The following is a 13,742-nucleotide window of genomic DNA, read 5'->3' on the forward strand; positions in this document are numbered from 1 at the left end:
TTTCTACAGCTACTGCCAGCCTGGATCTGAGAAAGGCTGTTGACAAAGGTATTCTCATCATAGATGGCGATAAAAGAAATGCAAGATATCGATATAAGGATAATAAAGACATAGAATTTTTATGATAAAGCTTTCAAAAACAGAATCATTAGAAAACAATGATTTAGAGTTGCCTTTCCAGTATGGGAAAATAGTTGAAGATGAAGAAAACCGGCTTAAGATCGCCGCAGATACAGAGCAGGTCGATTTATTATTGGAGCTGGCAAACTGCTTGAACCCGCCCTACTATATTCTATATGTATTAGTTGTATCCAGGCTGAGTAATAAATTGGGACGTTATCAATCTCCATTATTTGAAACCAAGGATGAACTTACAACCTTTCTTTATGAATTTAAGTCTTATCTGGCAACGGATGCGAGGCATCATTTATGGATTGGAACTATTGACAATTCAGGGCTATTGGTATATGATCAGCATAATGTAATATACGCTTATGGCAACTTAGATAGTTATAGACCAATCCTAAAGAAAAATGGATATACAGAGAAGCCTTTCGACTTTCCTGCACCACATGTTCACAACTATCATCAAGAAAATGATATCTTTGAAGAGAGAATAATTAATACCTTCGATTGGCAGATTTTTCCCCTGGATGAAGAGAGTGATTTGTATTAGAATCAAAGAAAATTTAAACAGTTATTGACGAATATAAAATCAGCCGGATATTTACGATACACAGGAAAATATACTTTGAATCTTACAAAATCGAAATTAAAAAATTTCTCTACTTCCTATGGAAATGAAGATATGAAAATAATTTTAATCTTTTAGGGTTTAATTCCCCTCTGTTTGCAGCGAAAGAGCAATGATTGTCTCCTACTGATACCCCGTCCGCTTGCAGCGGGGTAGTTCATTAAAATATCAGTTAAAGGATTTATCCTTTGACTTTCAATATTAACCAACAAGACTTACTCTGTTATCTTTGAGTTGATACATTTTAGATATTATAAAATCTTGTATTTCATTAATTTATAAAATTATTCCATTTTTGCATTTCCTTAATTTTGATCATAAGAATGGCAAAAAAATCTGTCAAATACAGTATTGCCTTTGATGGGGTTTTACCCTGTCAAGTAAATATTTTCACAGAATCAAAGTATACCAATGAAGATACAGCGTTGCCCGAAGTAGTAAGAAGGCATGTCAAAGAAGAAACAGGGCTTGCAAATATTTATGCACTTGATAGGGGGCTGCAATCAACAAGAACGATGAAAGATTTTTCTAAAGAATCCATCCCTTTTATTATACGGGCAAAAGAGAATCGCAAATATATTGAGTTAGAATCATTCATGACACAAAATGGTGATACCGATTTGGGAAATCTGACTTTGCTGAAAGATGCTAAGGTTTATCTGTATACAGGAGTTCCATTGATCACTAAGAAGGGAACCAACAGATGGAAAGAAGAACTTGTAGAAACACCTTTCCGATTGATCATTGCTCAGAGCAAACAAGAACCTAATAAAGAGTTTTGGTTTATTAGTAATGAGTTTGACTTTCCGCCCAAAGCAATCGCAGATGCTTATAGGCGTCGATGGGACATTGAAGTCTTCTTCCGGTTTATTAAACAGGAACTCAATATCAGTCACCTTGTATCGTTGAACAAGAACAGGATAGAAGTTATGCTATACATGACTCTGATTGTGGCAATGCTTGTTTTGATATACAAACATGGAAATGGTATCGGATACAAAACCGCTAAAAGACGATTTTAATATGGAATTGAGAAACTTGATAATTGCGATGATAGTCCTTGAATGTGGAGGAGATCCTGACATCTTCTTCAAAACATAGAAAACAAAAAAGTGATCGGAAGATATTTCTTCCGACCACTCGTGGTTATGTACTCCTCATTTTTTTAATAGATCTTAAACTTTTGATTAATTGAAGTTTGCAGGGAAAAATATTCCTGCCGGGAAGTGTGTATAATCTTTATAATTTGCCTCCAAAACAGGTGATGCTCCGTCGAAATTAAATACGCTTATATTATTGATAAGAAAATCCCAACCATAAGCTTTTATAGTATTAATATATACACGACCGGTATTTGGATGTACAGCCATGGTATTGTAAAGCATACCGGCATTTGGCACCATTGATTTGAACGTGGCTTTATCTAATACTATTTTAGTTTCTCCGGTATCAAAATTATGGCGGTAAACATTAAAAGAACCTCCCCCATAGTATAATATATTTCCTTTTGCTGTAATACTAGGGGTTGCATACATACTTCCGGATAATGAACCTTGAGTTATGTCATTAGATTTTATGATTTCATATGTTTTGCTATTCACTTTTGAAATTTTTTGAGGTGAACCGGTTGTCGCTACCCAAATATTTCCATCTTCCGATTTTACAACACCGCTAATTGCCCCCCCCATATTTACAGTTTGGCTAACGGCATGTTTATTCTTTTCCATAACTAACAAATTACTTCCAGAGAATGCAAACACTTTATTATCAGCTACAGCCATTGTGTTTTTCTTTGCACCTTTAGATCCTTCTACGAATTTTAATTCTTTAGATGTTGAGTTAAAATGATGTACTCCATTATTATCTCTAAGGAAAATATTATCATCATCTAGCACAGCAACATGAGTAGGCCAGCTCAATGCAACAAGCTCGTCATTATAGGCAGTAATCCTTTCCATTGTTTTGCTATTGGCAATAACAAGTTTCCCATCATTTGTGAAGTCTAAACCCACAGCATTAGTATTTCCATTTTGAGCAATGATATACATTTTATCACCACGAATAAACAAATCTTGAGTAACATTACCCAATTCTATACCATTAATATTTTTGTAAGCATAGTCAAATACATTGCCTCCACCATCTATATAGATTAGTGAACCATTTTCGGTAGTCATATTGCCTTCATTCAATACAAAAACTCCCATTGGATCTGAAAAATCTTTACCCGCAATACTAACTTTTGCAATAGCTAAATAGACTAAACCTTTTTTATCTATACCTTGCAGTCTAACTTCTCCAATACCATAAAGGGCATTTTCTGGGGCTACTACCTCAACGTATTTATCAGGGCGATGAATATTTGTGGTCCACCCTTTCGGTACAGAAACAATTTCCATTGATTTAATATCCGAAGAGAATTTTATTTTCAATCGTTGGCGTTCTCCAGCTTTAAAAACAAAAGACGGATCTTCATTTTGGCTTTCGAATAGTAAAAATGTACCTTGCGATTTCGAAATTGTTATATTTGAGTCATCAGTTAAAACAAAGATTACAGACTCATCGTTTTCTATTATATCTTTAAAGAAAGTATCTCCATCCCCTTTAGTAAACTTTACCCAATCATTATTGGCATCTTTGATACGCTTACCGTTGATTGTCCAATAGCCTTCTGTATCTATGGATAGATTTGCAGTTTTGCTATCTTTTCCTGAGACAGGTACTTTGCTTCCACCCGAATCTAATAAAAATTCGGTTGTTCCATTAGTCGTTAATGTCCAGTAATAAACGCTTTCTTCTTCCTTAATACCGACAGCTGAAGTGTTTCCTCCTCGGAGAACCTCGATGCTGGTAGCATCATTGAATGAGATTTTATAGCCTTTACCATTACTTAATTCTTCTATTTCAGTAATAACTTTTCCTGCATTCAGAGCCTCTACAATTCCTTCTACAGAAGTCACCTGTTTTTTTAGTCCTTCAAGTTCAGTTTTAATATTTTCTATCTGACTCTTCAGAAAGCTATCATCATAGTCTTCGCAACTAGACAATACAAACGTAAAACTCAAGAGAATTAATAAAAATTTTACTAGATTTTTCATTTTAATTAATTATAGTTTAATAGTTTATTTAATTAGGTAATGCTGCCGTAAATTTATTTCCCAATGGCTTTCCTTCCCACTCATTCATATCATTAAGGAATGACCATCCATCCCAACTTCCGTCAACGAGTTTCCGGCTTGAGGCTCCCCATTGTGAATATTCCCATACATTATCTATAGTATCTTTTGTGAAATAACTCCAATAGCCATTATACCAACCAGACAACCAGTGGTCAGCTGAATCCGAATAAGTCCAGTTGTCATAATTATATGCATTTGTCGAAACAATTCCGTTCACTGGATATATAGGGTTGTTTGTTTCATTATTATAGATTAAATAATGATTTCCATTTTTATTTATATCATATCCGAGCCCGGCGATAGTATATCCCATTGGTCCTGTCATATGTGTGAGAAATGTTAGTCTAGGATCAGCGTTAACAATGTCCCGTATCATATCTATACCATATTTATCTCCATTCCATTTGTATCCCCAAACTAAGGCATCAGGATTTTTTCCATCATGCCACTCAATAACCAATGCTGCTTTTTTTGTGCCTGTACCTACCCAAAATTTAATACCTTCCATGGTGAAACTCGGATCACCAGACTTAGTAGAAGAACGCGTTACCGGATTAGATCTCTTAATTGTTGATTTGGATAAATCGTAAGGCTGTCCTTGCACTTTAAATATTTCTTGCTGTGCATTTTTAGGTTTCTCCATTATCGTATTTTCCTCCGAACACGAAGTAAATACGATGAGAAATAGCATCATTAAATAAGAAATTTGTTTTTTCATTTTGATCAAATTTAAAATATGAGATAATTACTCTTTAATTGTGATTATACTTTTACCTAACATATGTAAATCTTCTCCCCGTTCTACTTCCGTAGAACATTCTCCAATCCATCCATTCTCCTGATTTATACCGTTATAAACTTTTACGAAATCAATACCTGGTAAATCCACCTTATTCCCATCTTTGTCAATCGCCCAATCAATGTCAATCGCTGACCCATTTTCTACATTTGGATAGTTATCAACATAACCGTGTTTAAAACCATATAGAACAAAATAAACATTACCCTCGTTAATACCCGGCACAAAGTTCCCTTCGTTAATACCGTTTTCAGGTAATCGTATGCCTTTAAATATCAGCTGATTTTCCTTTATCCAAGCTGGATAATAAGTTTGGGTGTGATATACATTTTTTATTTTATAGCCACTATTGTTTTTATTGTCTTCCCAACGGATATAATCTTTAATTGTCATGTAAGCGTTGGGATTATCAGGTTTAGCTGAAATTTCAGGCTTCTCTTTCGTTGGTTTATGATAAGTCATTTCGTAGTCTCGATAAACGTTCAAATCATTCTTATTATCTTTTGCAATTGTATACCAAGCCTCATCTTCTGAAGAAAAGTTACTACTACCCTTTATTTCGTACCACTCATCGTCATCAGGTTTCCCATTCTTATTTTTATCATAGGCAACCATAATAATACCCGGTTCACAACTGCCTCCAAAAGGAGCTCCCGGACGACCTGCTGCTGCTCCAAAAGCATTTCCATTTATCCTAAAATCACGTTTTCCCGAGACATTAACAATGGTATGATCAAATCCGAATATCACATATCCTCCCCAGCCTCCAAGTGTGATCATGTAAGCATCTTCTCCTACTAACCATTCGCCTGCTTTTCTTACCATATCCTCATGGGTATCTCCCTCGGCATATTCCGGTAATTTATTTACAAACTGACCGGGAGCAGGTAGATAATCAAATACCCTTGATATATAGGCTGTCAGTTGTTTAGCTTGTTTCTTGACCGTTACTACAACTTCACTTTGTTTCTTCCCGTCTGTTGCTTGCAAATGATATTCTCCTTCTCTGGCGGCAATAAACATCGGATTTGTAGTATTAGTATATGAAAGACGATATATCTCTGATGGAGCATCCAATACTTTCCACTCTATATGCTCCGAATTTGCAAGATTATCCGGTTTCTCAAGCGTCAATATAGTGTATACTGTTGTTTCTACCTTTAAGGCTTCTATACTTGTCGCTATAATTTCTATCGTTTTCTCTGTAGCTCCTGCTTTATTCGATGCTTTAAGTGTTAGGCTGTGTTTGCCCGATTGAGTTGTATTAAATATATATTCTCTGGTATTGCCAACCTCTTTACCTTCTAAAATCCACGAATAAGTAATTTCTCCATCGCCCACAATTTTAGGGTTTAGTAGCAGGTCTTCTCCTGTTACTACTGTATATTTTTCTTTTAACTCGGAAATAATAGGAGCTAATATTTCCTCTTCCTCTTTACTATCAGAACATCCTATCAACAAGAATGCCAGGAGTAAGAAATAAATGAATGAATGCTTGTTTTTCATTATGCGAATATTTTAATTGTTTATTGATCTTATTTGTTAATCTTCTGTTTTATAAACTGGGTGTAAGGCAAAATGTCCGGGGATATTGCCTGAACGTTTGACCCATTTTTTCTTTCCATTTTTATCAAAACAATATAACAGCCCCGGAGTTACGTAATTTCCTGCATCTGTTATGTAAATATCTTTCGTTTCCGGGTCTACTAAAATTCCGTAAGGCTTTTCAATTTCTCTATCAGTACCATCAGTAATAATATTTTTAGTTACAATCTCATGAGTCCGAGTATCTACAATGCTATAAGATATGCTCCAATCATTTGTAATATAGCTCCACTCCGTACCATAGACATACAGTAAATCATCGTCTATCCAATAGTTTGTTGCTGCAATAGGAATGGTGTCTGTAACTTGTTGTTTTTCTTTGTCGATAAAAAACAGGCGTGCAGGAAGTCCTTTATAGTCACCGCGTGAACTAACCCATAGATTACCTCTTTTATCTGCTTTGATACGCTCTAGGTTGTAAGCGACATCTATTCTGTTCTCTTCTTTGAATGTAGCTATATCAATAACTGATACGGTTCTCTCATATCCCGATGTTTCTCCGGCACCCATATATCCACCGGAATTTGCTACATAAATTTTTCCTTCAACTATTTCTAGTTCATCGGGCTGAAACCCGACTAGGCAGCGATCTATTTCTTTGAGTGTTGTCGTGTCTATCTTTGCAACGAAGCCGATTTGTTCATAATTAGGGTCGATAACTACCGGACCTGCATATGAAGTTACATAAGCGTATCTCCCATGAAATTTGATAAAACGGCAATTCGGAATTTCTATCTGGGTTATCCGTTTTGCTGTTTCATATTCCATAACTTCTACCTTGTTAGAGCAATTAATTACTGCATATAATTTGCTACCGTAAATTGCTATATCGTTTCCTACGTCTCCCAATTCCTTAGGTACAGTAGGATTTACCTCTGCATAGAAATTCCGAGTGTAGATGCCTGTTTCAAAGCTATAATAATCCAGAGTAGCTTTATTGCTACCCATATTTCCTTCGTTTAACAAATAGAAACCTTTATAGCCTGAAACTTCTCTTGTAAAGCCTGTATCTTCCGTTTCCGAAAGGATCATTTCTATATCATTTCTGCATCCGTTGAAGATGATCAGAACTGTGACTAAGCTGAATAATAAATATATAGTCTTTCTCATAATTCGACAGTAAATGATATTCTATAATTGCGTTTGGGCATCGGATAGTTTAATACAACTTCATAGTCTTGACTAAATAGGTTGTTTATTTCGGCAGCTATACGCATACCGATATTTTTTATTTTTAGATTCTTTACCAATGTCATATCATGTGTATACCATGGCTGTTCATATTCCTCCCGGATATTTGCCGAACTATGGTAACGTTCACCCACATATATAAAACTGTAGTTTAACTGCCACGACTTGTAAGTAAAAGCAGCTATTACAGAGCCGCTATGCCAAGGTATATAAGGTATTTGCCCTCCATAGGTTGTTTCTTGTAAGGCTTGGCTCTTACGTTTTGTAAAATCCTGTGCTTTTTGATAAGTATAACTTAATCTTAAGTTTAGAAGTATATCGTAAGGCAATTGAAAAATTGTAGTAGACGATGCTTCTATGCCTCGTATTTTTACATAACCCAGATTCATCATCATCCAGCGATACTGCCCACTTCCTTTGGGTACGGCTACTATTTTATCTGTCACTTCATTATAGTAAGCATCTGCTTGTAACTGTATCTGTTTGATTAGCCTTTTTCTTAATGATTTGCTATATTGAAAACCGATATTGAATTGATGAGTAAATTCCGGTTTCAGGGTTATATTTCCTATATCGGTATAATATAAATCATTGAAGGTGGGCATTCTGAAAATATTTTTGTAGAAAGCTCTCATGTTCAGATCATGTTTCCTGAAGGGTTTGTATGAGATGAAAAATGCCGGAGTAAATTCCTTTTTGTCAGGTGCAGCTCTCACAGAATCATTTTGGACTGTATTGCCGGAATTAATTCTTTCTCTGACAAGAGTAGTTAGAAGACTCCCTTGCATTTTTACTCTGCCCAGTTCTACTGCTGTTGCAACTGCGATTAATGTGGTTAGTCTTTTAGGAAAAACAAATCCGTCTAAATCTGATCTTAATGTGTTGTATTGTACATCTGCTGATAATGCAACATCCCAATTTTTAGCAATAGAATATTTATTTGAAAGTGATGTATATAGTTCCTGTTGTTTGAAAGTATTGTCAATCAACATCAGCGTAGTATCAGGATTTACATAGTTCATATAATCATAGGCATATTTGACATTCGCCTGTATTTCATATTTTCTCGAAATATTTTTCTGAAAAGAACCTTGTGTGAAGAAATTCCGATCACGTTGGCGTTGTGAGTTTTTCCATTTGTTATTAACAATTGCTCCGGGAATTCCTTTGTTTGAATCATAGAAGTAAGTTTTTACCTTCCAAAAGCCATCGTTTATAGTCCCATATAAGCCACCTTCTAGTCGTAGAGAATATATGTCGCCATTTTTTCTGACAGCAGTAGTATCGTACATTACTTCATTAGAGTTAGGAAAAACTCTTTTGTATCTGTATCTATATTTCCCAGAGGCATTAATAACTTCAGCATTAAAAGATGTACTTACTTTATTGCTGATTTTGTGTTCGTATAAGATGGATGGATTAATCAAGTCAAAAGATCCTGTCTTAACAGTTCCCTTTAAATTAAAATATTTTCCATCTTGAAACTTGGGAGTGCGCGAACGTAAGTAGACCGATCCGGAAGAACCAAAATCTTTGGCAGGCTGGAAAATATCACTCTTTTGTCCGTTATATAAAGAGATTTCTTCCATATTGTCCAGAGAAAATTTACCTAAATCGATTTGTCCGTTCTGTGCATTACCTAACTGTATCCCATCATAAAACACTCCAACATGATGTGTCCCTAGACTTCTAATATTTACAGTTTTGAGCCCGCCAATTCCTCCATAATCCTTAATTTGTATGCCTGAAAAATATCTGATGGCATCAGCTACCGAAAAGCTGTTTAAGGCTTTCAATTCTTCTCCACTTAGTTTTTGAGCAGGGATTACTTCTTTATAGGTCTTAGCTGTAACGACTATTTCTTGTAGATGCTGTAAACTGTCTAGTTTGCTTTGAGCATGAATAAATTCACTCCCAATAAAAAATAGTGTAATAAAAAATACAATTTTGAAAAAACGAGTACAAAACATTTTAGCCAATTGAATATTATCAAATAGCCTGCGGAAAATACAATAATTGAAGATTTATAAATAAGAAATCAGATAACCTAGATAAACAATGCAACAGATTGATTTCTCATCGGTGTCTTCAGCTCTACTTCCCGAAAGCTTTAAAACTAATCAATCTTGGCAGGTTTTCTGACTTGCTCCATCTTTGAACGCCCTTCCCATTCATTACTGAACAGTGGATTGAGTATTGTTCAAAGACTTTAAGTGAAGCTTACAGCAGCGGGTACTGTTCAGGATTTACACCTGATTCCCTCTTTCATTTTTCCGTAGAATCGGAAGAACGACACCAAAATCTGAGCACAAAGGTAATAATTTTATATATTACCTGTTAATAATATAAAAATAAAAGTGGTGTTTACACTTATATCTTTTGACTATAAAAGAATTCATTTTTTTCTAGTAATAATTTGAATTTTTAAAATAGCTAGTCTCTTTTTGTTTCTCTATTATCTCTTTCACTTCGTAGAAAGAGATGGGACGAAATTTACTGCCGTCAACGCCCACATCGTATTGTTGTGCAAATAATTTGGAATTTAAAGTTTCAAATTCGGGTAATTCCCGGGTATGAATATGTCCAAATAGTTGCCAAGCCCCTTCATGAAAATTATTCCAATCGAACATTGGATAATGGCATAAAACAACTTCTTGAAATTCTAATGTATCGAGAATTTTTATCTCAAGTAAATCATATATTTCCAGAAATATCTGTTGTAGAGTTTCTTGCTTAAATGTGATATCGTGATTACCTCTAATCAGAATTTTTATTCCACTCAGCTGGTTGAATATTTCAAGAATACGGTCATCATCAGTTTCACCAATATCGCCCAATACAAATACTAAAGCATCCGTAGCAACTGTATCATTCCAATTTTTGATTAGAGTATTATCCATATCTTCTACACTGTTAAAAGGGCGTTTGTTAAAATCAAGGAGCCATTTATGTCCAAAGTGTATATCTGATGTGAAAAATATCTTTTCTGCAGCTTTATCAATTTCTTTCACTACTAATATCTACTCTTATTAAATTTCAAATATAATTGTTTAAACTGAATTGCATTTTAAATCAGATAGCCAATTGTGTTTTTCTTTTAATTGATATTCTATAAGACAAAGACCTCATGCTTATATTGTTTATTGAAGTTGTTCATTTGCTGCCAGAGAATAACCTCTCTTGATTCCAAAGATTTTTTCACGTCAATGATACGTTGATTACTGCTGCCTCTGAATTGAAGATCAGTATCACGTAAAGCCTCAACATATCTTCCATCAACAAGCACGTCTATAAAAGGAAGTATCTGCGATAGTTGCTTAAACCTTAGAATCTGCTCATAGGTGAAACCTGTATAGCACCAGATATTTTTATTTGTTTCGGCTTTTATTTGTCTTGCCAGTTCAGTGAAACCATTTACCTGAAATAAAGGATCACCTCCAGAGAAAGTCACATTCGCAAACTCATTGTTTTCTATAATTGCTAATAGCTCGTTGACACTATATTGTCTTCCATTTTCTATATTCCACGAGTGCGGATTGTGGCAACCGTTGCATTGATGTTGACACCCTGCACCATAGATGGCTGTCCGAAAGCCGGGGCCATCTACGGTCGTGTCGTGCAGGATATTAAGTATTGATAACTTATTCATGGATGACTCGATCATTAAGTTCTGCCAGCTTTGCATTGTTCCATCGGTCGGTTGTTCCAACCAGATACCCGGTAATACGCTGGAGGCGATCTATTTGTACACTTCCACATTTAGGACATGTTTCTAATTTGGCATCCGAGTTTTCATAACCACATTTCAGACAACGATTACGGTTATGATTAACAGAAGTATATCCCATATTGTATTTATCCATCATATCTACAACACCCATTATAGCCTCCGGATTATGTGTTGCATCGCCATCTATTTCCACATAAAATATATGCCCGCCTCCTGTCAGTGCATGATATGGAGCCTCTATTTTTGCCTTCTGATGTGCCGAGCAATGGTAGTATACAGGCACATGATTGGAATTCGTATAATATTCCCGATCTGTAATTCCCTCTATCACACCAAAGTCTTTTTTGTCACGACGGGTAAAACGCCCCGCAAGCCCTTCAGCGGGGGTAGCCAGTACGCTATAATTATGCTGATATTTTTCGGAATATTCATTTACTTTATCCCGCATATAGGTGATAATCTCCAAGCCTAACTTCTGAGCCTCTTCGCTCTCTCCATGATGTTTCCCTGTAAGAGCAACTAACGCTTCGGCAAGTCCGATAAATCCAATACCCAAAGTTCCTTGGTTTATTACTTTTTCGATCGAATCTTCGTCCTGTAACTGTTCGCACCCTTCCCATAGCATGGACATCAACAAGGGAAATTGCTTGGGTGCTGCTGTCTTCTGGAACTCGAATCGGCGATGCAGTTGCAATGCTGTCAGGTCAAGTACCTGCTCTAATTTTTTGTAAAAGCTGTCAATGCGTTCTTTCTCATTTTCAATATTACGACATTCCAATGCCATACGAACAAGATTGAGTGTAGAGAATGAAATATTTCCTCGTCCGATGGAGGTTTTCTTCCCGAAACGATTCTCAAATACGCGAGTACGGCATCCCATTGTTGCCACCTCATACTCGAATCGGCGAGGATCGTCAGAGTTCCATTGTTCGTGCTGATTGAATGTGGCATCCAGATTTACAAAGTTTGGAAAAAAGCGGCGGGCACTTACTTTACACGCCAGCTGATAAAGGTCATAATTCCTATCTTCGGGAAGATAGCTTACACCTCGTTTCTTTTTCCAAATCTGGATCGGGAAAATAGCCGTAGCTCCATTGCCGACCCCTTCGTAAGTACTGTTCAGTAATTCCCGAATAATACAACGCCCTTCTGCCGAGGTGTCTGTTCCGTAATTGACAGAGCTGAAAACCACCTGATTTCCACCTCGGGAATGAATTGTGTTCATATTGTGGATAAAAGCTTCCATAGCTTGATGCACACGCCCGATAGTCTGATTTACCGCATGCTGTACAAGCCTCTCCTTACCCTCTAAACCATCCAGAGTTTTTGGTAAATAATCTTTTATCTCAATATTATAGAAAGACTCATAACTGTCACCGTTTATCCGCTCCAATACTTTCAATTCTTCAATAAAGCTTTTACGGACAAATGGAGCCAGATAGAAGTCAAAAGCAGGAATGGCCTGTCCTCCATGCATTTCGTTCTGAACGGTTTCCAAAGATATGCACGCCAGCATGCTCGCAGTCTCAATCCGTTTGGCTGGACGGGATTCTCCATGACCGGCAAAGAATCCGTTGTTCAGTATTTTATCCAAAGGATGCTGAACGCAAGTCAGGCTTTTTGTCGGATAGTAGTCTTTATCGTGTATGTGCAGATAATTGAGCCGAACCGCTTCTTTTACTTCGGGCAATAACAAATAGTCATCTACAAACGGTTTAGTCGTTTCACTGGCAAACTTCATCATCATCCCAGCCGGAGTGTCGGCATTCATATTGGCATTTTCGCGGGTAATGTCATTCGATTTGGCTTCAATGATTTCAAGAAACATATCGCGAGTCTTAGCTTTGCGGGCAATACTGCGTTTATCACGATAGGCAATGTATTTCTTTGCAACCTCTTTGCGTGTACTTTTCATCAGTTCCATTTCGACCATATCCTGAATCTGCTCCACTGTCATTTGCTCTTCACCCCGACAGGAAATAAAATCGGTTATTCGCCTTGTTAACGAAACATCTTCGCCTAATTCTGTTTGCAACATGGCTCTGCGGATGGCTGCCATGATTTTCTCTTCGTTGAAACCGACTATGCGTCCATCTCTTTTTACAACTGTCTGAATCATAATAAATCTGCCTTTTATATTTTAAATAATCAATAAAATATAACTGACGGAAAGCTAAGAAATACACGAAAGGATAATATACACAAAGGTAGTAGTCGTATATTCTATCGCCTTTCACCCGAAAGCTACGAATCTGTTACACGGCAGGTCTTCTGACTTATTTCTTTGGTTAGATGCCTTCCCATCATTTACAGACAGTGGCGTGAGGGGCTAACCTTTCGATGAAATTTACAGCTACGGGGATAGTCCAGGACTTACACCTGATTCCCTTTTCATCCGAATTTTCGGAACCGTATATCGGAAACAAAGGTATGCTATTTATTTATCATAAACGATAAAATAATCATACATTATCTGTAAAATAA

10 protein-coding genes and 2 riboswitches are annotated in these 13,742 nt (G+C 36.3%); of the genes, 2 read left to right on the plus strand and 8 right to left on the minus strand.

All coding sequences use genetic code 11. The features are described from left to right. Nucleotides 1–121 precede the first annotated feature (121 nt). Nucleotides 122–676, plus strand: coding sequence for a hypothetical protein (locus JGH11_RS15680; RefSeq protein ID WP_201113375.1), 555 nt, complete (start codon nt 122–124; stop codon nt 674–676). Between the two features lie 401 nt (nt 677–1,077). Beyond that, the gene (locus tag JGH11_RS15685; RefSeq protein ID WP_201113376.1) at nt 1,078–1,776 is read left to right on the plus strand and encodes a transposase; all 699 of its coding nucleotides are present in this window, start codon (nt 1,078–1,080) and stop codon (nt 1,774–1,776) included. 165 nt (nt 1,777–1,941) lie between these two features. On the opposite strand, the gene JGH11_RS15690 is transcribed toward JGH11_RS15685, so the two are convergent. The 8 genes from JGH11_RS15690 to JGH11_RS15725 all read right to left on the minus strand — a co-directional run bounded on the left by JGH11_RS15690 (nt 1,942) and on the right by JGH11_RS15725 (nt 13,377). Beyond that, entirely contained in the window at nt 1,942–3,852 is a 1,911-nt protein-coding gene (locus JGH11_RS15690) for a DUF5074 domain-containing protein (RefSeq protein WP_236264034.1), read from the minus strand. Between the two features lie 28 nt (nt 3,853–3,880). After that, the gene (locus tag JGH11_RS15695) at nt 3,881–4,651 is read right to left on the minus strand and encodes a hypothetical protein (protein ID WP_201113377.1); all 771 of its coding nucleotides are present in this window, start codon (nt 4,649–4,651) and stop codon (nt 3,881–3,883) included. Nucleotides 4,652–4,678: 27 nt separating this feature from the next. Further along, on the minus strand, nt 4,679–6,238 hold the full coding sequence (locus tag JGH11_RS15700) for a PKD-like domain-containing protein (protein WP_201113378.1): 1,560 nt from the start codon (nt 6,236–6,238) through the stop codon (nt 4,679–4,681). Nucleotides 6,239–6,274: 36 nt separating this feature from the next. Next, nucleotides 6,275–7,447, minus strand: coding sequence for a YncE family protein (locus JGH11_RS15705; protein WP_201113379.1), 1,173 nt, complete (start codon nt 7,445–7,447; stop codon nt 6,275–6,277). Next, complete coding sequence (locus JGH11_RS15710) at nt 7,444–9,498, minus strand: TonB-dependent receptor (protein WP_201113381.1); 2,055 nt, start codon at nt 9,496–9,498, stop codon at nt 7,444–7,446. Before JGH11_RS15710 ends, JGH11_RS15705 begins: the two co-directional genes overlap by 4 nt. 140 nt (nt 9,499–9,638) lie before the next feature. Then, nucleotides 9,639–9,843: riboswitch (cobalamin riboswitch) on the minus strand. Nucleotides 9,844–9,933: 90 nt separating this feature from the next. Next, nucleotides 9,934–10,539, minus strand: a complete 606-nt coding sequence (locus JGH11_RS15715; RefSeq protein WP_201113382.1) for a metallophosphoesterase — start codon at nt 10,537–10,539, stop codon at nt 9,934–9,936. 98 nt (nt 10,540–10,637) lie between these two features. Beyond that, complete coding sequence (gene nrdG / locus JGH11_RS15720) at nt 10,638–11,177, minus strand: anaerobic ribonucleoside-triphosphate reductase activating protein (RefSeq protein WP_201113383.1); 540 nt, start codon at nt 11,175–11,177, stop codon at nt 10,638–10,640. Continuing rightward, the gene (locus tag JGH11_RS15725) at nt 11,170–13,377 is read right to left on the minus strand and encodes an anaerobic ribonucleoside triphosphate reductase (RefSeq protein ID WP_201113384.1); all 2,208 of its coding nucleotides are present in this window, start codon (nt 13,375–13,377) and stop codon (nt 11,170–11,172) included. The genes nrdG and JGH11_RS15725 overlap by 8 nt, the downstream gene beginning before the upstream one ends. A gap of 124 nt (nt 13,378–13,501) precedes the next feature. Then, nucleotides 13,502–13,687, minus strand: a riboswitch (cobalamin riboswitch). Nucleotides 13,688–13,742 lie beyond the last annotated feature (55 nt).

The sequence above is a fragment of the Dysgonomonas sp. Marseille-P4677 genome (assembly GCF_016652235.1).
Taxonomy (GTDB): Bacteria; Bacteroidota; Bacteroidia; order Bacteroidales; family Dysgonomonadaceae; genus Dysgonomonas.

What these genes read in the sequence shown, in the direction of transcription:
- JGH11_RS15680 (WP_201113375.1), top strand. Translation starts at nt 122, where the DNA reads ATGATAAAGCTTTCAAAAACAGAATCATTAGAAAACAATGATTTAGAG.
- JGH11_RS15685 (WP_201113376.1), top strand. Translation starts at nt 1,078, where the DNA reads ATGGCAAAAAAATCTGTCAAATACAGTATTGCCTTTGATGGGGTTTTA.
- JGH11_RS15690 (WP_236264034.1), bottom strand. Translation starts at nt 3,852, where the DNA reads ATGAAAAATCTAGTAAAATTTTTATTAATTCTCTTGAGTTTTACGTTT.
- JGH11_RS15695 (WP_201113377.1), bottom strand. Translation starts at nt 4,651, where the DNA reads ATGAAAAAACAAATTTCTTATTTAATGATGCTATTTCTCATCGTATTT.
- JGH11_RS15700 (WP_201113378.1), bottom strand. Translation starts at nt 6,238, where the DNA reads ATGAAAAACAAGCATTCATTCATTTATTTCTTACTCCTGGCATTCTTG.
- JGH11_RS15705 (WP_201113379.1), bottom strand. Translation starts at nt 7,447, where the DNA reads ATGAGAAAGACTATATATTTATTATTCAGCTTAGTCACAGTTCTGATC.
- JGH11_RS15710 (WP_201113381.1), bottom strand. Translation starts at nt 9,498, where the DNA reads ATGTTTTGTACTCGTTTTTTCAAAATTGTATTTTTTATTACACTATTT.
- nrdG (WP_201113383.1), bottom strand. Translation starts at nt 11,177, where the DNA reads ATGAATAAGTTATCAATACTTAATATCCTGCACGACACGACCGTAGAT.
- JGH11_RS15725 (WP_201113384.1), bottom strand. Translation starts at nt 13,377, where the DNA reads ATGATTCAGACAGTTGTAAAAAGAGATGGACGCATAGTCGGTTTCAAC.